Genomic DNA, 20135 nt, shown 5'->3' on the forward strand with positions numbered 1-20135 from the left:
GATGGAGTTATTTTTCCAACAGCTACTAAATGGACTGACTCTCGGAAGCGTTTATATTTTGGTCGGAATCGGATTGACACTTGTATTCGGGATCTTGCACGTTCCAAACTTTGCACATGGTTCTCTGTACTTGATAGGGGGCTATATGACGCTAATGACAATGAAATGGTTTGGGGTACATTATTTCATTGCAATCATTATGTCTATCATTACCGTCGCGCTACTGGCGGTCTTAATGGAGCGGTTAGTATTTAATCCACTTCGAGATGCGCCCGCCATCCATGACAAAATCGCCGCAATTGGAATGGTGCTATTTTTTGAAGCGCTCGTATCACTCATGTGGGGAACCGAATACCACCGGATGCAAACGCCTTTCGGGGATACCATTAAAATCGCTGGCATGTCGACGTCAGCGCAGCGAATTTTAGTGATCGCGGTTGCAGCAATGGTCGTTGTTTTACTCTATTTATTTCTAAAGAAAACGATGATCGGAGCCTCCATTCTCGCTATGGCACAAAACCGGGAAGGCGCTTTCCTAGTCGGAATAAATGCCAATGCTGTCGCCATGATGACCTTTGCAATCTCGGGAGTACTTGCTGCCATTGCAGCATCTTTAGCGTCACCTATTAATCTGGTCTTTCCAGCGATGGGCCATCTCGTCATTCTAAAAGCATTCGTCGTCGTCATTATTGGCGGAATGGGCAGTATTCCCGGGGCAATCATTGGGGGAATGATTCTAGGAATCTCGGAAAGTTTAGGTGCAACGTATATTTCAAATGACTACAAAGATATGATTGCATTTTTACTGCTCATCATCATCATGACTGCACGTCCAAAAGGCTTGTTTGCGAAGGAGGTTTACTAATGGGGAAGCTGTTGACAGGGCGAAATGGGATTTTGTTCATGCTCGGGTTATCCATTTTATTTCCCCTCTTTTTCTTAGATAATCGATACGTTTTATATGTTATGACGACAAGTTTTATCTTTATCATTGCAATTTACGGCATGAACCTATTAGCGGGATATACCGGACAATTATCCCTTGCTCATGCAGGATTCTTTGCAATCGGCGCTTATAGTGTGGGCATATTGACAACGAAAGCCGGGATGAACTTCTGGCTCGCATTAGTTTTAGCCGTCATCATTACATGTGTCATCGGTTTTGCACTCGGAATCATTGCACTTCGGACACGGGAACATTTTTTTGCCATCTACACATTAATCGTAGGCTACTTAATCTATTTGTTAATAGATAAATGGGACGGATTAACAGGCGGTGTACGCGGCCTAATCGGAATACCCATTCCAAATTCCATCGGGCCGATTGAGTTTAACTCAGCTGTATCCATGTATTATTTAGTGCTTTTATTCCTGGTGCTATCCATTTTCATAGGCGTGCGCATCGTTCGTTCATTAACTGGAAGAACGTATATTGCAATTCGTAACAGCGAGGAGTTAGCACAAACCCTTGGCATCAATACACGGACAAATAAGCTCGTTTCTTTTGTTGTTTCAGTCGCTTATGCGGGACTAGCGGGCGGTTTATATGCTTCGCTCACTCGGTTTATTGGCCCGGAAATTGCAGGGATTGAAATGGTATTCAATTTTTTAGTGTATTTAATTGTCGGCGGGATTGGAACACTTACCGGCCCGATTGTTGGAACGATGTTATTCATCTGGTTAACTCAATTTCTGCAAAGCTTTCAAGAATACCGTATGTTGATTTTCGGCCCGATCTTAGTCGTTATTGTGATTTTTTATCCAACAGGGCTCGCCGGTGCCTTTTATAGCCTTAAGCATAAATGGCTTGGGAATAAAGAACAAAAGAAAGAAAAAATTTCAGAGATTGAGTCAATGAAAAAAACGAGTATTCAGAGTCGGGAGGTATAACATGGCTTTCATTAAAATCGAAGGCTTAACTAAACAATTTGGCGGCCTTACAGCTGTGAATGATGTCGACTTTGAGATTGAAAAAGGAAAAATAACAGCAATCATCGGTCCGAATGGCGCAGGGAAGTCAACGTTCTTCAACTTAATAAGCGGTTTTCATCGGCCTACTTCGGGATCGATCATTTTCGAGGGCATAGATATTACGAAAACGCCCGTTCATATCGGAGCGAAGTTAGGGATTGCGCGCACATTCCAAACAACGCATCTGTTTGAACAATCATCGGTCATCGATAACGTTATTGTCGGGCACCGCTTGCGAACGAAGTCCAACCTATTTGACGCAGTTTTCCGTACGAGAAGAGAGAAACAAGAAGAGCAGGAAGCTTATGACCGAGCCATCGAGGCATTGGATTTTGTCGGTCTCCTTGATCTAGTAAATCGACAAGTGGCAGCGATATCGCAAGAGTCGAAAAAGCGTGTTGCCATCGCTTTGGCACTCGCAACCGATCCAAAAGTAATGTTTCTTGATGAACCCGCCGCGGGTATTAATCCAGACGAAACAGATAATTTGGCCGAGTTAATGAAGAAAATCGCCCAAAGCGGCATTACGGTTTGTACGATTGAACATAAAATGCAAATGATTATGGGTCTGGCTGACACGATTATGGTGCTAAATCACGGCGCGAAGATTGCAGAAGGAACGCCAGAAGAAATCAAAAACAATCCAATTGTAATTGAAGCGTATTTAGGAGGTGATGCCCTTGCTGAAGTTAACTGATATCACCGTCCGATTTGGCGAATTCGAAGCGTTAAGCAGTATTAATTTGCATGTAAGTGAAGGTGAACTAGTCGTGCTGCTCGGGGCAAATGGGGCAGGCAAAAGCACGATATTTAATACGATCAGCGGCTTGAATAGGTTGAGCGACGGCAAATTAGAATTCGCAGGGAAAAATGTGCGCGGCTACTCGCCAGACAAAATGGTGAAAGAGGGTGTCGTCCAATGCGCAGAAGGCAAAAAACTGTTTGCCGATATGTCCGTTCAAGAAAATTTGCGAATGGGCGGATTTGTTCATCGACGAAAAAAAGCCCAATTAAAACAATCATTAGCCGAAGCTTATGAATTGTTTCCAATCCTGAAAGAAAAAAAGGATGATCCCGCCGGCTCATTAAGCGGCGGTCAACAACAAATGCTTGCAATTGGACGTGCGTTAATGGCAAAGCCGAAACTAATTATGATGGACGAGCCTTCAATGGGACTTGCTCCAATCATCGTTGAACAAATGTTTTCAATCATTAAAGAAATAAACAGAGGCGGCACAACCGTTTTACTAGCTGAACAAAATGCCGACGCTGCACTCAAAATAGCGGATCGCGGGTACGTAGTTGAAAACGGTTCAATTGTTTTACAAGGCGAAAGCACGGCCTTATTCAATAACGACGAGATTCGAAAAGCATATATTGGTGCTTGAAAATGAGCAATGGGATTTCGATCGTAAACTAATAGAGACAAGGGAGGAAAAAAATGAGAAGCTCAAGAAAATGGTTGTTCATAAGTATTTTATTCATCTTAATATTAGCTTTGACTGCTTGTAATGATGAAGGGGATAGCGGTTCTGGCGAAGCGAAAGAGTTCATTATTGGTTATAGCGGCCCGCTTAGCGGACCAGCAGCATTTTACGGCGAAGAAACATTGAACGGATTGACCTTAGCAGTTGAAGATATTAACGAAGCTGGAGGTTTTGAAGTAGATGGCCAAACGTACAAAATCAAACTTTCTAGTTTAGATGATAAATATTTACCGAATGAAACAGCGGCAAATGCTAAACGACTCGTCCAAGAAGATAAGGTGAATGTTGTGTATAGTCCGCATAGTGGCGGAATTTATGCGATGCAAGTATTTAACGAGCAGGAAGACTTCATCATTATGGGGTATACGAGTGAGCCCGGGGCGACCGCTCAAGGAAACACGCTGAATGTTCGCATCCCGCCTCGCTACGACAACTATTTAGAGCCATTTACGAAATATGAGATGGAGCGATTTGGAAAGAAAATCGCATTTCTCCCAACGGCAAGTCAATACGGAAAAGACTGGGCAGAAGCACTCCGACCTGTTTGGGAAGCCAATGGCGGAGAAATAGTATTTGACGAATCAATCGACTTCAGCAAAGACACTGACTTCCAAACAATCATGTCGAACGCATTAAACACAAATCCAGATGTATTATTTATCGGAGGACCATCCGAACCGACAGCACTCGTCTTAAAACAAGCACGTGATTTAGGCTTTGAAGGTGGATTTTTAGTTATGGACCAAGCCAAAGTTGACCAAATGGCAGCCGTACTTGGCGGTGGTTATGATTTGCTTGAAGGGGTTGTTTCAACAGTCCCGCTCGTAAACTCAGAATTTCCAGGAACGAAGCAGTTTGTTGAAGCGTATCAAAAGAAGCATGATAAAGATCCAGGGGCGGAAGCAGGATTCCACTATCTGTCTTTATATGTGTTGACAGAGGCAATGAAAGTTGCAGGTACAGTAGAGAACACGAAAAAAATCATGGCTTCTTTGAACCAAGGGGCTAAAAATGTACCCGAAGAAAAACAAGTTTATGTAGTGCCGAGTGTCAGTGATGAAGGAGGTTTTGAACCGGCCCTTCGTATGGCCTATATCGAAGACGGCGAATTGCATATTCTAGATGGAGATAAATGAGGAAGTGTAGTAGTAGAGAGGGAGTATATTATGTACTTCCCTTTTTTTGTTGCCTATTAATCAGAATAGTACCAAAGACTAAATATGGATAGGGTGGTAAAGGACGGAGAAATAGCGTATTTTTATTAAAATATGTTATTTATTATTACTAAAATATAAAAATTCCAGAAAAAATATATTTCAATATTACATGAAACTTGAAATGAAGTAATATTTCATCGAAAAACTTATACTTATGCCGTAATAAAAGTAACATAATACCCATTTTATTCTAAGGGAGCCTTTGGTAACGTAAAATATAGCGAATTCAAAATAGGGAGGGTCACCTTTTTATTGAAACAAATAATTCTGAATCATTACTAATGGGAGGTTTGGGTCATGAAGAAAACTCTTTTTATTGCTTTCTGTCTACTACTTATCGGCGGTTGCACACCGACGAAGGAAGAAAAAATAAACGACAAAGAGCCAGTAGAAGAGCCAGTAGAAGAGCCGACTGAAAAAGTCGATGAAGTAGTTGAAGAAGAGGATAGTACCGAGATTGAACAAGAAGAAATTGAAGAAACGACAGAAGACGAAGAAAAACCCGAAGAAGCAGCAGAAGAAAAGATGCCATTAGGCGATTATGAAGTGTTTCTTGGTGGAGAGATGATCGAGGAAGATGACAAAATCATCATTAATGGAGAGAGTAATCTTTTACCGGGAGCGAGAGTCGTAGGTTCTGTCAGTGTCGGTGACGATGAATATTATGCGGATACTTCTGAACTCATTCAAGAGGATGGAAGTTTTTATATGGAGATAAAACACCATGACTTGAACAAAGAATCGACTGTCGCCGTCCGATTCCATTTTGATGGGCCGCAAGACGCTGGCATTACTCGCCATTATGGAGACAGAGGTCAAAAACTTGAAGGGGTTTACATCTACAAACATCAAGGAGAAGTCGGCGGCGGAAAACCGAAAAATATTTTCAAACAGGCGATGGTGACCGCTACATTTGATCCAAGTGAAGATAAAGCCATCCGTCAGTTCAATGAACCAACTTGGTATCCGATCCCTGACGATATGGGAGACCCTCGTGTTTGGATTGAAGTCGACGAGATTAATAACGACGAAGAATATTTCTATATACATGGACACAGTAATATCATTGAAGGCAGTAAGTTGTTTTTGGATTATTATTCCAAAAGAGACGAAACGCTTGTTTTACCCGACGGATCTTTTAATTTTAAATTCCCTTATGAATACCGAGAAAACACGCCGTTTAAAATTCAACTCGTACCGAATCACTATACGCAGTGGAATATCGTGAGTGAAACCTACGGCGAAAGAGGTCAAAAACTTGTTGGCGAACTCGTGCAAAAGGAAAAATACAGCGATAAACTTTACGCTGAAAAAATAGTTGAACAGGAATCGACAATGATTGATGTGCCCGACAATGTCGAGCTGAAAATAGAAGGTTCTGAAGTGACAATGCTCGTACCCGACAATGTACTGTTCGATTTCGATAAATTCGACCTGAAAGAGTCGTCCAAAAAAACATTGAAAGAGATTAGTAAATCATTAGAATCATCTTTCAATAAAAAAGACTTGGATATCGTTATTCACGGTCACACCGATAATTTAGGAAACAAGGAGTATAACCTCGAACTTTCCGAAAAGAGAGCCATTGAAGTGAAAAAGTATTTGGAAAGTCTATTGCCATCATCAGAAGTTAAATTCACGACAAAAGGTCACGGTGATGCGAAACCAATCGCAACAAATGACAACGAATCCGGTCAAGCGAAAAATAGACGTGTCGAGATTGTCATCAATTTAAAATAAATTTAATAGGGGGTATGCAAGTTGAAAAGAAGCATGTATTTAATCATGACTGCGTTGCTCGTAGCAATTTTCCTTGTTGGATGCGGGAAAGACGCAGAGGAAACAGATACTAAAGCTGCAGCATCGGAAAAAGGTAAGGAATCCAAAAAAGAATCCAAAAACAAAGTTGATTTAGGAGACTTCGAAATCGTGCTAGGCGGCGAAGTCGTTGAAGAAGACAATAAATTTATTATCGAAGGATCAAGTAATCTAATACCCGGCTCTAGAGTCGTTGGGGAAGTAATAGTCGATGACGGCGACGTATTTTCGAATACAACCGAATTGGTTCAAGAAGACGGGAAATTCCATATGGAACTGGAACATCATAAATACGGCGAAGCAGAAATCATTGTTCGTTTCGACTTCGAAGGCGTTCAAGAAGATGAGATCAAAAGACATTATGGTGAAAAAGGACAGAAATTAACGGGTCCGTTTATTTACAAACATAAAACGCATAACGGTATTTTCAAAAAGGCTGAAGCGAAAATCGACTACGTTCCAGGCGAATCGTCCAATTTAACATTTGCGGCACCTGAGTGGCATGAGCTTCCGGAAGATTATGGCGATCCGCGAGTTTGGATTGAAATCGAAGAACTCACGGAAGACGGCGAGTTTTTCTATATGCACGGTCGAAGCAATATTCTAGAAGGCAGCGAATTGAAAGTCTCTTACGGTTTATGGAATTCAGACAAAACTCGAGTGAATCCAGATGGTTCATTTGATTTTAAAATCGATTACGAGTACCTCGAAGATAAGGAGTTTGTCATCAAGTTTGAACCATCCAGCCTTCAGTGGAACGAAATTGAAGAAGCGTACGGTTCAAACGGGCAAAAACTTGTCGGCAATTTAGTTGAAACGCAGAAATTCAGTACAGACAAACAATTCATCGAAATGCGCGTCCCATGGGATGGAAAAGCAATAGGCGGGGATTCGGACAAAGACGAGAACTCGGATGAAACCGAAGATGCAACTGCAGATGAAGAAGAAAGTGACGAGAAATAAATAGAGGAGAGAATCGTTTTGAAGACAAGAGGCATTCTGATCACATCAATTCTGTTAACTTTACTTTTTCTTGCAGCCTGTTCAAGTAAACCGAAACTTGGCGATGCGGAAATCTATTTAGGCGGAGAAGTGAAAGAAAAGGACGATAAAATCCTCATTGATGGAAAAAGCAATTTAATACAAGGCGCAAGAGTCGTTGGGAAAGTCATCGTGGGCGAAAATGAGGTTCTATCAGACTCAACCGAAATTGTGGGAAAAGATGGTTCATTCTCGATGGAGTTGGATCATCATAAATACGGCGAAGCTGAAGTCGTTGTGACATTTGATTTTAAGGGCATGCAAGACGAAGCGATTATTGAACAGTACGGTGAAGGCGGCAAAGACATGAAAGGTCCATATATCTATATGGATGAGCATTGGGATGAATTAGTTCAAAAAGCTGAAGTGCGTTTAACATTGTCGCCCGATGATGAATCGGACACCCACGCGTTTACTGAACCCGAATGGCAAGAAAGACCGGAAGACTACGGAGACCCGCGTGTGTGGATTGAAGTGGACGAAGTGACAACAGATGATGAGTACTTTTATCTGAAAGGAAAAACCAATCTTCTCGAAGGCAGTAAAATTACCGGATATTACTCAGACAGATGGCACCTTGCCGACAACACGCGAATTAAACCTGACGGCACATTCGAGTTGAAATTCGAGTACTGGTACTCAGAAGATGATCCGTCTTTCACGATAAAGTTTGAACCTTACTCGCAATGGCATACGATTGAAGAAGCTTACGGCAGAAATGGAGAAAAATTGGTGGGGAACCTCGTTGAAGATTCAGGATCCAGCCAATTGATCAGAAAAGTTATTGAATATGAGCATGAGTGATGAAAGAGTACAGTTTGTACTCTTTTTTCTTTGCAATTGGGATGGTTGACAAGTCTCGATTTGTGGCATCATTTATCCTTGTCAATAATCAGAATCATTAAACTTGTCATTTAAGAGCATTTGTTCGATAATGAAAGAAAAGAAACGGTGGTGTTTGTCTTGGCAATGCTCGTCAAAGAACGGCGTGGTGTGTATGAACTGCTTGATTTGCGTAATGACTTTGTTTTCAAATCATTCTTCGGGGACGAAAGGAATTCTAATTTATTACTGCAGTTTCTAAATTCGATTTTGGATGTACAGGTTTCCTCAATAGAATTGGTCGATCCGCATCTGGAGTATACACATACCGGGGATAAAAGTTCTGTCATGGATGTGCGGGTTCGAACGGAACAGGGCGAACAAATAAATATAGAAATGCAATTGGGTAACCATCAAGCCTTTCCAGAACGAATGTTAATCTACTGGGCCAAAATGTATGGTAGCCAAGACAAACAAGGTCGATTGTATACCAAGTTGAGAAAAGCAATTCAAATTATTATTACAGATTTCAAGCTGTTAAAAGAAAAGGATTACCATAATCTTTTTCAGATATCCAACAAAAAAAGCAACTTACTATTGTCAGATCACTTGGAGATTCGTGTATTGGAGTTGCCGAAATTACGAATTAAAAATATAATGGATGCAAATGAACTCGAACGGTGGTTATTGTTTTTGAAAAGCGATGAAAAAACAAAGGAGGCGTTGGCGATGGAAAGTCCAACGATGAGAGAAGCTTTTGAGGAAATCGACCGACTCAGCCAAAATCCGGAAACGCGGCGGCTCGCGGATTTTCGGGAACAAGAGTTAAAAGATATTTTGCAACGGGAAGCTGATGCACGGGAAGAGGGGGTCGAACATGAAAAAAAGCAGACGGTAATTAGCCTTTATCATTATGGAATGTCCATGGAAGACATTGCGAAAAACGTTAGAATTTCTTCTGAAAAGGTCATGGATATTATTAAGTCAATTGAAGAATAAAGCACTTATAAAGAATAGAAAAATCAAATTAGTATCGTCTTTCCCTTTTATGAGGGAAGACGATTTTTTAATTGAATTAAACAATCCGCATTTGGAATACACATGACAACTTCGCATTAAACATACTTTCTTCAATGTTTTCAGTATGAAGATGTCTCGGCCTCCATCTATCTAAAAAGGGGGGATTTCTACACTTTTGAATGACGTATCTAATGTTTTTAGTGACAAATGTCACAAACTAAATCTCCATACTAAATTATACTTAATATATATAAAGCGTTACCAAATGCATCTTCACATCAAAATTGATATGAGGTGAAAAAATGATGAACATGCAATTTGATATAAAAAGCATAAACATATTAAAAGAAATATTATTTCGTTCACGTCATGGAGGTTTGTCGGAACCAAACAGACTTTGATCAATACTTTGAAAATGTGAGTGTTGTTGACATATTGTTAATGCAACTATAAAAATAAATGGCGACTATGGGGTTACGACTGAGGATGTTAAGAGGTTTTCTAGTATCCATCATAAGGAAATGTCGATCACTTACCATCCAAGTCAACCAGTTCGAATTTTTAAAGAAGAAAATACTGCATTTCAAATTGTTATGAATCAAATCAATCATCTTTTGGAATCAATAGAGGATCAAAACCAAACTCAGAAAACAGATAAGATAGATGAATTAAAGCAGCATATATTTCGATTGGGAGAACTTCATAACCATTATAATCGTAAAGAAAAGCTCTTTTTTCCGATCATGGAACGTTACGGTCACTATGCACCGACAAGAACAGTGTGGAGGATGGATATTCGTATTGGAGCCCTATATCAGGCTTTAAAAAGACAATTCATTCAACAGGATGTGAGTGTTACGCGCTTGAGAAAAAGATATAAGGCATTTGAAAATGAGTTTAAAGAAATGATTTTTCAAGAAGAAGCAATTATTTTACCAATCCTTCAATCCATATTTAGCGAAGATGATTGGTCAGCGATCGCAAATGAAAGTGACGCATTCGGCTATGCGATCATCGAAGCCCCCGAAGAAAAATGGATGCCTAAATCTGATATAGCGGCAAACGATAAACCTGCAACTCAAAACCTGGTTCTTGGCGGTGGTGGCTACTTAACTACAGAAGAAGCTGAACTCATTTTGAACAATTTGCCGCTGGAAATAACGTTTGTCGATAAAAATGATATGTTCAAATACTTCAACGAAATAACAGAAGCATCGGAAATGATGCTAGTGCGAACTCCGATTTCAATAGGGCGCAATGTAGCAAATTGCCACCCCCCTAAAAGTTTGATGAAGGTAATGACTTTAATGCGCGATCTTAGAACAGGAAAACGAACTTCTGAAAGTATGTGGTTCAAAAAGAAGGATCAATACATTCATATTACTTACAAAGGATTATTTAATGAGGAAGGGGAGTTTTTAGGCGTTTTGGAATACGTCCAAGACATACAGCCTTTCTTTGAATTGCCTAGCGAAGTGAAAATGGGGCTCACTTGATTGCAAGAAGGTACTTGCGCACACAAAACATAACCCGTTCAGATAACATCAATTGGCACTGCAATTCGCAGTGCATTTTTGTTTTGTTTAACGAAATAATGAATAGCTTTTAATACATAATCGGATATGATGCGACGTAGGTAGATCAAAAACTGGATATGATGAGCTGGTAAAGATAGGTAATCTATATGCAGAGCGATTTGAATCTGATGAATTTTTCATGAAAACTTAGGTGATAATGAAGAAAGGAATAACGTTGTGAATAAAGGAAACTAGGAGCGAAACAAATGGACAAAACAGTATATCTGGTCAGGCATTGTAAAGCTACAGGACAAGAGTTGCAGGCAGAATTGACTGAAGAGGGAAAAGAACAAGCGAAAGAACTGATGCGCTTTTTGGAGAAGCGGAATATTAAGCGCATTATTTCCAGCCCTTTCATGAGAGCAATTCAATCCATTCAGCCAACAGCAGGCAGCCTAGGCTTACAGGTGGAAATTGACGGCCGGCTTGCCGAGCACAAGCTGATTTCAAAAAATCTAAAAGACTGGCTGAATCGCCTCGAAGAATCCGTTCGGGACATGGATTTGAAAATGGCAGGCGGAGAATCAAGCCGCGAAGTAGCAAAAAGGGGAATGGACGTGCTTGAAGCAGCAACCGACGGCACTGTCTTGGTTACTCATCGCAATATGATGGGGCTTTTATTGATGCAGGTTGACGGGAAGCAGGGGCTCATAAAATGGACGGGATTATCGTACCCGGATGTTTATGAAGTGAAAGTGAAAAAGGATACCTTTGACGTGAAGAGAATTTGGGGCTGAAAAGCTTTTGAAAAATAACCCACTGATATCGGAGGTGTAATGCGTTGCCAGTTATAAATATAGATGGGGTAGACATGTATTATCACGTTCAAGGCACCGGGATTCCTATCGTGTTTATCCATCCTCCCTTACTCACAAGCATGAATTTTACCTACCAAGTGAATGAATTATCAAAACGCTTCAAGGTAATTGTCTTTGATATTCGTGGGCACGGAAACAGCTCTTTGTCTGAGAAAGCATTGACTTATCCATTGATTTCAAATGATATCAAACAGCTTTTAGACCATTTAAAAATAGATAAAGCTTTCATCTGCGGCTACTCAACTGGAGGGTCTATCGCTCTTGATTTTTTGTTGACTTACCCCGAGAACTCTTTAGGAGGCATTCTTATAGGAGCCCTGTCAGAAGTAAAAGATCGATCACTAAAAAATAAAATTACTTTAGGGGTAAAGTTAACGGAATGGAAGGCACTTAAAGCGCTTGCTTTATCCGTTTCCTTTACGAACTCCAATACTGGACAATTGTTTAAAGACTTATATATCAACGCAAAAAAAGGAAAAGCCCAAAATGTAAAACAATATTATCGATACAGTTTGCACTATAATTGTACAGATCGTTTAGAGCAAATTAAATTCCCTGTTTTGTTGATGTATGGGGAAAAAAATAAGGCGTTTCATCGCTATGCCCATTTATTACAAGAAAAGCTCCCTGTCAACGAGTGCATACTCATAGGAGACATGAAACATCAGCTTCCTACAAAGGCGGCCGTGGCGGTGAACAATTTTATTGAGCAATTTGTAACTGCTCATGGAGCTCAGAACGGAGAAAATTTTTAAGCATGGATATTCAGATAGTTGTTCTTAACATTTTCTGAACCAAGAAGATCTAAACGTCAAATTGTGGATGCCAATAATTTAAGGAAGTGGTTGCTATCCTTTCCCTTATATTATTATCGTTGTTTTATACTGGGGCTCTTCCTGCTCCAGTTACGTCGGCGTCGTTTGTTAAACAAGCATAACTTAAAGAAATACACCATCTTAGTTACTCGTAATAAGTTTTCTTCCTGTTAGGATTTCAAATACAATTTTAGAAGTATCTGCGGACAAAGATCCATAATTCGATTGTCCTTCTATTAAAAGTTCTAACCTTTCGTATTCTTGATTTATCCAAACGCTATGTTCAAATGAATTCCAGGAGAAAGTGTAGTCTGGCGACCCTATATCCACTTTGACATTCTCTTGCCAGTCTGCATTTCCCAAAGCGTTAATAAGTTTTTTCGCTTCATCGGAATCAGTAATCTCATTTACTGTTTCGTAGTCTTCATTATTTCTTTGCTCTACAATTATTGGGTTGCCATCCCACGAACTGCTATAAACTCTCCGCTTTGTTGAATCATTTTTTTCGACACTACCATTTGTTGTTTCTTGACTACACCCGACTAATAAAAGTCCGATTGCGATGATTAAAATAACAAGTCTTTTCATAACATCACCTCATGTGTATAGACGGTATTTGCTTGCAAAAGTTACAATTCCTTACTCAGTTGGCGATTATTAAACTTGCGCAACAAATAGAGAAACTTAAAATCGCTTAGTTATTTTGAGCAATACGCTCCAGGTTTTAGGTATATTTTCAATCAAAAGTATAAACGTTTATTTAAACCACAAGCTGTTGAATATGAATCATAATCTATATGCATTCGCTGAAAAAATTGAAACATCTTCTGTAATGCATATATAATTAAATCAAAACATTTGGTGAGAGGATTACGTTTGATGAAGATAATTGATTGGCCTACTTTCATAGGCGCTTTAATTTTAATACTGGCGGTGTCTATTCCGCTAATGCTATTTCCTGAAGCCGGTGAAGTAGTTGTCAATATGGCAAATGAATTTATGACGGAAACCTTCGGCGTCGTTTATTTATTTGTTGGATTAGCAGCATTTGTATTTCTTATATATGTTGCTTTTAGTAAAAATGGAAAAGTAAAGCTTGGATATTACGGAGAAAGAAAGGAATTTAATACTTTTTCGTGGGCTGCGATGATGTTCTCGGCAGGAATTGGTTCGAGTATTCTCTATTGGGGCATGATCGAGTGGGCTTATTATTATCAAGCACCGCCATTTGGCCTTGCGCCAGGATCCAATGAAGCGATTTCATGGTCTACCGCTTACGGTATTTTCCACTGGGGACCAATAGCTTGGGCAATTTATACATTGCCGGCTCTTCCAATTGCTTATTTTTACTACGTTCGAAAAAAGCGAGTATTGAAAATTAGCGAGGCAGTAAGACCTGTTCTTGGAAAACTCGTTGACACACCAATTGGAGTTATTATCGATGTCCTGTTTATGTTCGGTTTAATGGGCGGGGCGGGCACGACACTGGCACTCGGGACACCGATGATTGCAGCCGGCGTTGCAGACATAACAGGTATTCCGGTCACCCTCGGCATGCAGGTTTTCATTATGATGCTTTGTACAGCTATTTTTGCAACGAGTTCTTATTTTGGACTCAAAAAAGGAATTAAAATACTTAGTGATGTCAACCTTTGGTTAGCGGTTTTTATTCTGGCTTTTGTTTTTATAATGGGACCGACATTATTCATTAGTAATACAGCGTTTACAAGTTTCGGTATTATTATAGATAATTTCTTTACAATGGCGACGTGGCTTGAGCCATTCGGGAATTTAGAGGGTTTTGATAAAACAGGCTTTCCACAGAAATGGACTATTTTTTATTGGGCCTGGTGGGTAGTATACGCACCATTCGTCGGTTTATTTGTTGCTCGCATATCTCGTGGCAGAACGATTCAGGAAATGATTCTCGGTACGATGATTTACGGAACTGTTGGGAGTATGTTGTTCTTTGGAATACTTGGTAACTTTGGACTTTATCTGCAATTGAGCGGCACTTTTGATGTAATCGGATTCATGAATGAAGCAGGAGCGCCCGCGACAATCATTGCCATTTTACATCAGATTCCAATCGCAAAAATTATTGTACCATTGTTCACAATCCTAGCTATTATTTTCCTCTCGACGACTTTCGATTCGGCGTCCTTTATTTTGGCAGCGGTTGTGCAGAAGGAAGTGGATTCAGATCCACTAAGATGGAACCGGTTATTCTGGGCATTCTCGTTAACGGTACTTCCGCTCGTGTTGATGTTTATCGGGGGGCTTGAAACGCTCCAAACAGCGAGTATTGTTGCAGGTTTTCCCGTTGTTTTCATATTGTTTTTGCTCGCTTGGTCATTTATGAAAGCTTCGAGTGAAGATATACTGGCGTCAAAAGATTATGACTCTCCGATGATTCATATTAATCGTCGAGAAGAAAAGAACCGCAAGATAAGAAAGCAACGTGATAGCGAGAACTAAAGGATTAAGAAATGCCCATGAGCGGGCAGTTATGATTTATCGGGAAATAAAAAACTCAGCCAAATAAAAATGGCTGAGTTTTTATCAACTTCAAGGCAGAAAACCCCCTCTTCTAAGCGAAGCGAAAGTGGTGGATGAATGCCGGCTATTGTCTTTTGATTGAATATTAGATAAAATTGAGTCAGTCTTAATTAAGTAAAAGAGTTGATAAATGTATGAAGCTAGATAGTAATAATCATTCAGTCTTCTCATTGAATTTCCACCTAGTTTTAGTGATCAAGTATAGAAAGAAGGTGTTGGATGATAAAGTCTCCGATTTTTTGAAATCTACCTTCGCTAGAATTGCAGAAAATCACAATATCCATCTAACTGAATGGAATCACGACAGAAATCACATCCACGTACTATTTCGGTCACACCCAAACACGAATTTGTCTAAATTCATCAACGCATACAAAAGTGCAAGTTCTCGTTTAGTTAAACAAGATTTTCCAGGGGTGAAAACAAAATTATATAAAGAGTCCTTTTGGAGCCAAAGTTTTTGTTTGATTTCCCCAGGCGGAACATCGATAGATGTGATTAAAGAATATATACAAAAACAAGGAAAGTGAGGAATTTTCCGTGCCGAAAAGTAACCTTAAACATAAAGCTTCCAAGTTTAGAATTTACCCAAATCAAAAACAAATCACCTTAATTAATAAAACAATTGGTTGCTCAAGGTACGTGTTCAATACTTACCTTGACCTTTGGGATAAAACATTCAAAAAAACCGGAAAAGGCCTAAGCTACGGAAAATGTTCTAGCAAGCTAACTCAGTTGAAGAAAAGTGTTACTTGGCTTCGAGAAGTCGACAGCATCGCATTACAATCATCTCTTCGAGATTTAGCGGATGCGTTTGATCGATTCTTTAAGCAACAAAACAAGTATCCCAAGTTCAAATCCAAGAAAAACCCGGTGCAAAGCTACACAACTAAGATGACAAATAACAACATCGCAATCATAGGAGACAAAATTAAATTGCCTAAACTTGGGTTAGTTCGGTTTGCAAAAAGCAGAGAGTTTGGTGGCAGGATTATAAACGCTACCGTCAGAAGAACAACGACTGGTAAATTCTTCGTCTCGCTCTTAGCTGAAGAAGTTATCCAAGAAATTAAACCAACACATTCAACTGTAGGAATCGACCTCGGATTGACTGATTTTGCTGTACTTTCAAATGGAGAAGTCATCAAAAACAGTAGACACTTTAGGAAACTAGAAATTAAATTAGCAAAAGCCCAAAGAGTCTTAGCTCGTAGAGCTAAGGGTTCTTCCAATTGGAACGAACAACGCATAAGAGTTGCTAAAATTCACGAGAAGATCAAAAACTCACGATCCGATTTCTTGCACAAACTCACGACTAATATTATCAAAAACCACGATGTTATTGGTATTGAGGATTTGCGAGTCAGTAATATGCTTAAAAATAAAACCTTAGCAAAATCGATCAGTGATGTGAGTTGGACAGAGTTCAGGACGCTCTTAGAGTACAAAGCTAACTGGTACGGGAAAACAGTAATCGCTGTTGCGAAAAACTTTCCTAGCAGTCAGCTCTGTTCGTGCTGCGGAAATAAAAACAAAGCCGTTAAGAATCTCGCGATACGCGAATGGGCGTGCAGTTCCTGCAATACCAAACAAGACCGGGATCTTAATGCCAGCATAAATATTCGAAATGAAGCATTACGATTAACCGTAGGGACTACGGAGATAGCCTAGTAATTTTAAATCCGATAGGATTTATAACTTAGGAATCCCCCACTTCTAAACGAAGTGAAAGTGGGGGTAGTTCAAAAATTCATCTTATATTCTTCTTAACAGGATTAATGAGCAGATTCAATACCGACATGCATACAGCAATCAACAATGCCGTTCCAAAGCTTCCGATGATGAAACCGTCTCCCATTATTGTATTGGTCAATAGGAGCATGAGCGCATTCACAACAAACAAAAACAACCCGAGCGTTACAATCGTCGCCGGCAGCGTTAGTAAAATCAAAATCGGTCGAATGAGCATATTAATAATTGCGAGTACGATACTCGCAAGAATCGCAGTCCCGATGCTATCTACAACAAAACTAGGAATCAACCAAGATAGAAATAAAAATAAGAGTGCATTAACCAAAATTCCTCCGAACCATTTCATCAAAACCACAACCTTTGAAATAATAAATAATATGATATTTTTACTGTATGATAAGTATAGCTGAAGTTTAGTCTCTAGTTATAGTTTTTATCACTATGATCGATTTTTCCGTTAGCACCTTTCGATTTATCTGCGGACTCAAGTCTATCAAGCATTCGTTCCAATAAATCACTAAACTTCTCAACATCTATACTCATCCCGTTATTTTGGGATTGTTGTTTTTGTAAATCATCAATCTGACTTTGAAGTTTCGCCATTTCCTGTTGTTGCTGTTGATCTGCTATTTTGCTTTCTTCTAAGGCGATAGCCCCTCCAATGACGGCCAGCGTATCGCCTATTACTGTTATAACAGAGCCCAAAAAGGCTATTTTCGGACCGATATCTTGGGGACTGTCGTTGCTTTGAAATTCATTTCCACTAAATTGGTTATTGAATTTCAAATCATCATTCCTTTACTGTATAATCTCTATTAACTAGTATATGCTAGCTCAAAATTTATGAAACTTACTATCACTCCTTGTTGAATAGAGGCCAAATGTGAAATGTTCATTAAACATAAAATTCGACTCCAAACAAAAATAACAATATTAGTCTGTACGGTAGTCCTCGTTTCATTATCAGTAACGGCCTATTTGATTGGCAGTAAAGCTGTCAAAAATTCAAGGACTTTTCACGAAAATAATGTGATGGATATAGCGACGACCATCAGTCATACGCAGCTAATCAAAGACGGGTTGACCGGCGAGGGGCCCGTTGAAGCCATTCAATCTTTCACGAGAGAAGTTCGAGAAAATACAAATGTGCAATATATCGTCGTGTTAAACAAAGACCATATTCGCCTGTCGCATCCAGTGGAAGAACGAATAGGAGAATACTTTGTTGGCGGCGATGAGGATTTGGCGTACGAAGGGGAGAGTTACACATCATTGGCCCAAGGCACGCTCGGTGAATCGTTAAGGGCTTTCGTTCCGATATACGCTGAAAATGAATTAGTAGGCGTCGTGTCTGTCGGTATTTCATCAGAAAACATACGGGCTGCCGTCTTTCAAAGCCTGCGCACAAGTTACATAGGAATCGGCATCGGATTATTAATTGGCGTCATTGGCGCTTTTCTATTGGCAAGGCAAGTTAAGCGAACATTATACGGACTTGAGCCTGAAGAGATTGCCAAGCTACTCGGCGAACGGGAAGCGATGCTGGAATCAGTCAAAGAAGGAATCATTGCGATTAATGATCGGGGTGAAATAGTTGTTGCCAATCAAGCCGCAAGCCAACTATTTCAACAAGCGGGCGTTTTAGAAAACCCGGTAGGAAAACAAGTAGACGCCTATCTACCCGCTTCGCATTTAAAACAAGTATTAGAAACCGGCGAACCGGCATTCAACCAAGAACAAAAATTGAATGGCATCGATCTCGTCGTCAACCGAGTCCCGGTCATATTGAATGGGAAAATCGTCGGCGCACTAGCGACATTTCGAGACAAAACCGAACTAACTTCCTTAGTCGAACAACTCTCGGGTGCAAAAGCTTTCGCCGAAACACTAAGAACGCAAACACATGAATTTATGAATAAACTGCACGTCATCACAGCGATGGTGCATACAAAATCCTATGATGAACTAAAAGGATACACTGCCTATCTTTCAGCTGCATATCAAAAAGAAGTCGGCGCCGTATCTCGTCTTATCAAGGATCCTGTCATATCGGGTTATCTAGTAAATAAGTTGAGCCAAGCGCGCGAATCCAACATCCAAGTCGACCTAACAGGGGACAATCCGCTACCTCCATTGAAGAAAATTGAACATACGGACAAAGTTATTACAATTATTGGTAACTTATTCGATAATGCGAGCGAAGCAGTACGTGATCAGGAGACCGGTCAAATTGAAATCACCATAGATTATAAGGACAAGCATTTCTATTTTGATATCCGTGATAATGGTCCGGGTATTAGCGCAACGGATTTCAAGAAGACTTCGCAGATCGGTTTATCGACAAAAGGTGAGAACCGCGGATACGGCCTGTATTTGGTCAATAAAGCACTTAACGAATTGGGCGGCCAGCTAGAAGTGTCTTCGGAAAAAGGAGCGGGTGCCGGGTTCCATGTAAAAATTCCATATGAGGGGGGAAATGAATGATCAACGTCTTAATTATTGAAGACGATCCAATGGTCGCGAAGTTCAATGCGATTTATCTGGAAAGCATTCCGGGATTCACTCTTGCCGGAATCGCTGAAAATGCCGAAGAAGGCTGGACATTTTACCAATCAAATAAAGTCGATCTTATTTTACTGGATGTGTATATGGGGAAAAAGACTGGCCTTGAACTTTTAAGGGAATTCCGAAAAGCGGCTGACCCGGTCGACGTGATCATCATTTCAGCGGCAAACGATAAGCAATCAGTTCAAACCGCGCTGCGTTTCGGGGCTGTTGATTATCTCATAAAACCTTTTACCTTCGAGCGATTTCAAGAAGCGCTTCTCCAATATGCGCAGAAACATCGGGTGATGAAAGAAAATGAACATGTTAGCCAAGATGAAATCGATACATTTCTGCTTAGAGCTGAAAAACCGCAATCTACTGTTCTAGAACTCCCAAAAGGGCTGACGGTCCAGACGTTTTTCACGATTGTTAAGCAAATTATTAATCGTCATAGAGGCGCGTTTTCAGCCGCTGATTTAGCAGAGGAAACGGGGATTTCACGCGTTTCTGTTCGTAAATACTTGAACCATCTAGTCGAAAAAGATATGTTAACTGTCGACATTGTGTATCAAGAAACGGGTCGTCCATTAAATAGGTTCATCCTAAAGCCTGAAAAAATAGATATTCTCAAAACATTAAGTCGAGAATAATCGCAAAGAAGGTCACAAATTGTTCAATTGTGACCTGTTTT

General features: G+C 40.0%; 20 protein-coding genes. 17 read left to right on the plus strand and 3 right to left on the minus strand.

Annotated features, from left to right (window positions below; genetic code table 11):
• Nucleotide 1 precedes the first annotated feature (1 nt).
• The 12 genes from G8782_RS13480 (at nt 2) to G8782_RS13535 (ending at nt 12526) form a co-directional block, all read left to right on the plus strand.
• Complete coding sequence (locus G8782_RS13480) at nt 2-865, plus strand: branched-chain amino acid ABC transporter permease (protein WP_172372103.1); 864 nt, start codon at nt 2-4, stop codon at nt 863-865.
• Nucleotides 865-1890: a branched-chain amino acid ABC transporter permease gene (locus tag G8782_RS13485; RefSeq protein WP_172372105.1), complete on the plus strand. Its 1026-nt coding sequence runs from the start codon at nt 865-867 to the stop codon at nt 1888-1890. Before G8782_RS13480 ends, G8782_RS13485 begins: the two co-directional genes overlap by 1 nt.
• Before the next feature lies 1 nt (nt 1891).
• On the plus strand, nt 1892-2668 hold the full coding sequence (locus G8782_RS13490) for an ABC transporter ATP-binding protein (protein ID WP_172372107.1): 777 nt from the start codon (nt 1892-1894) through the stop codon (nt 2666-2668).
• Nucleotides 2652-3359 (plus strand): ABC transporter ATP-binding protein, encoded by a 708-nt coding sequence (locus G8782_RS13495; protein WP_172372109.1) that lies wholly within the window; start codon nt 2652-2654, stop codon nt 3357-3359. Before G8782_RS13490 ends, G8782_RS13495 begins: the two co-directional genes overlap by 17 nt.
• A gap of 53 nt (nt 3360-3412) precedes the next feature.
• Nucleotides 3413-4594: an ABC transporter substrate-binding protein gene (locus tag G8782_RS13500; protein WP_172372111.1), complete on the plus strand. Its 1182-nt coding sequence runs from the start codon at nt 3413-3415 to the stop codon at nt 4592-4594.
• A gap of 378 nt (nt 4595-4972) precedes the next feature.
• Nucleotides 4973-6415 (plus strand): OmpA family protein, encoded by a 1443-nt coding sequence (locus G8782_RS13505; protein WP_172372113.1) that lies wholly within the window; start codon nt 4973-4975, stop codon nt 6413-6415.
• A gap of 21 nt (nt 6416-6436) precedes the next feature.
• Nucleotides 6437-7456: a hypothetical protein gene (locus G8782_RS13510; protein ID WP_172372114.1), complete on the plus strand. Its 1020-nt coding sequence runs from the start codon at nt 6437-6439 to the stop codon at nt 7454-7456.
• An 18-nt stretch (nt 7457-7474) separates the two neighbouring features.
• A complete protein-coding gene (locus G8782_RS13515) occupies nt 7475-8338 on the plus strand; it encodes a hypothetical protein (RefSeq protein WP_172372116.1) in 864 nt (287 codons plus the stop codon).
• Nucleotides 8339-8503: 165 nt separating this feature from the next.
• Nucleotides 8504-9355 (plus strand): Rpn family recombination-promoting nuclease/putative transposase, encoded by an 852-nt coding sequence (locus G8782_RS13520; RefSeq protein ID WP_246231699.1) that lies wholly within the window; start codon nt 8504-8506, stop codon nt 9353-9355.
• 542 nt (nt 9356-9897) lie between these two features.
• On the plus strand, nt 9898-10872 hold the full coding sequence (locus tag G8782_RS13525) for a PAS domain-containing protein (protein ID WP_172372120.1): 975 nt from the start codon (nt 9898-9900) through the stop codon (nt 10870-10872).
• A 287-nt stretch (nt 10873-11159) separates the two neighbouring features.
• Nucleotides 11160-11690: a histidine phosphatase family protein gene (locus tag G8782_RS13530; protein WP_172372122.1), complete on the plus strand. Its 531-nt coding sequence runs from the start codon at nt 11160-11162 to the stop codon at nt 11688-11690.
• Between the two features lie 44 nt (nt 11691-11734).
• Nucleotides 11735-12526 (plus strand): alpha/beta fold hydrolase, encoded by a 792-nt coding sequence (locus G8782_RS13535; protein WP_172372123.1) that lies wholly within the window; start codon nt 11735-11737, stop codon nt 12524-12526.
• A 201-nt stretch (nt 12527-12727) separates the two neighbouring features.
• On the opposite strand, the gene G8782_RS13540 is transcribed toward G8782_RS13535, so the two are convergent.
• The gene (locus G8782_RS13540; RefSeq protein WP_172372125.1) at nt 12728-13174 is read right to left on the minus strand and encodes a hypothetical protein; all 447 of its coding nucleotides are present in this window, start codon (nt 13172-13174) and stop codon (nt 12728-12730) included.
• A gap of 291 nt (nt 13175-13465) precedes the next feature.
• On the opposite strand from G8782_RS13540, the gene G8782_RS13545 reads away from it, so the two are divergent.
• The 3 genes from G8782_RS13545 (at nt 13466) to tnpB (ending at nt 16816) form a co-directional block, all read left to right on the plus strand.
• Complete coding sequence (locus G8782_RS13545; protein ID WP_172372405.1) at nt 13466-15064, plus strand: BCCT family transporter; 1599 nt, start codon at nt 13466-13468, stop codon at nt 15062-15064.
• A 215-nt stretch (nt 15065-15279) separates the two neighbouring features.
• Nucleotides 15280-15675, plus strand: a complete 396-nt coding sequence (tnpA, locus tag G8782_RS13550; RefSeq protein WP_172372126.1) for an IS200/IS605 family transposase — start codon at nt 15280-15282, stop codon at nt 15673-15675.
• Nucleotides 15676-15685: 10 nt separating this feature from the next.
• Complete coding sequence (gene tnpB, locus G8782_RS13555; protein WP_172372128.1) at nt 15686-16816, plus strand: IS200/IS605 family element RNA-guided endonuclease TnpB; 1131 nt, start codon at nt 15686-15688, stop codon at nt 16814-16816.
• 79 nt (nt 16817-16895) lie between these two features.
• Here tnpB and G8782_RS13560 read toward each other — a convergent pair whose 3' ends face one another.
• Together G8782_RS13560 and G8782_RS13565 are read right to left on the minus strand one after the other, a co-directional pair.
• On the minus strand, nt 16896-17243 hold the full coding sequence (locus G8782_RS13560; RefSeq protein WP_172372130.1) for a phage holin family protein: 348 nt from the start codon (nt 17241-17243) through the stop codon (nt 16896-16898).
• 74 nt (nt 17244-17317) lie between these two features.
• Nucleotides 17318-17683, minus strand: a complete 366-nt coding sequence (locus G8782_RS13565; protein ID WP_172372132.1) for a hypothetical protein — start codon at nt 17681-17683, stop codon at nt 17318-17320.
• A 102-nt stretch (nt 17684-17785) separates the two neighbouring features.
• Between G8782_RS13565 and dcuS the strand changes: the two genes are divergently transcribed.
• Nucleotides 17786-19381 (plus strand): DcuS/MalK family sensor histidine kinase, encoded by a 1596-nt coding sequence (gene dcuS / locus G8782_RS13570; RefSeq protein WP_172372134.1) that lies wholly within the window; start codon nt 17786-17788, stop codon nt 19379-19381.
• Complete coding sequence (locus G8782_RS13575; protein WP_172372135.1) at nt 19378-20094, plus strand: response regulator; 717 nt, start codon at nt 19378-19380, stop codon at nt 20092-20094. The genes dcuS and G8782_RS13575 overlap by 4 nt, the downstream gene beginning before the upstream one ends.
• Nucleotides 20095-20135: the final 41 nt, after the last annotated feature.

Source organism: Sporosarcina jiandibaonis, from assembly GCF_013184495.1.
Taxonomy (GTDB): Bacteria; Bacillota; Bacilli; order Bacillales_A; family Planococcaceae; genus Sporosarcina; species Sporosarcina jiandibaonis.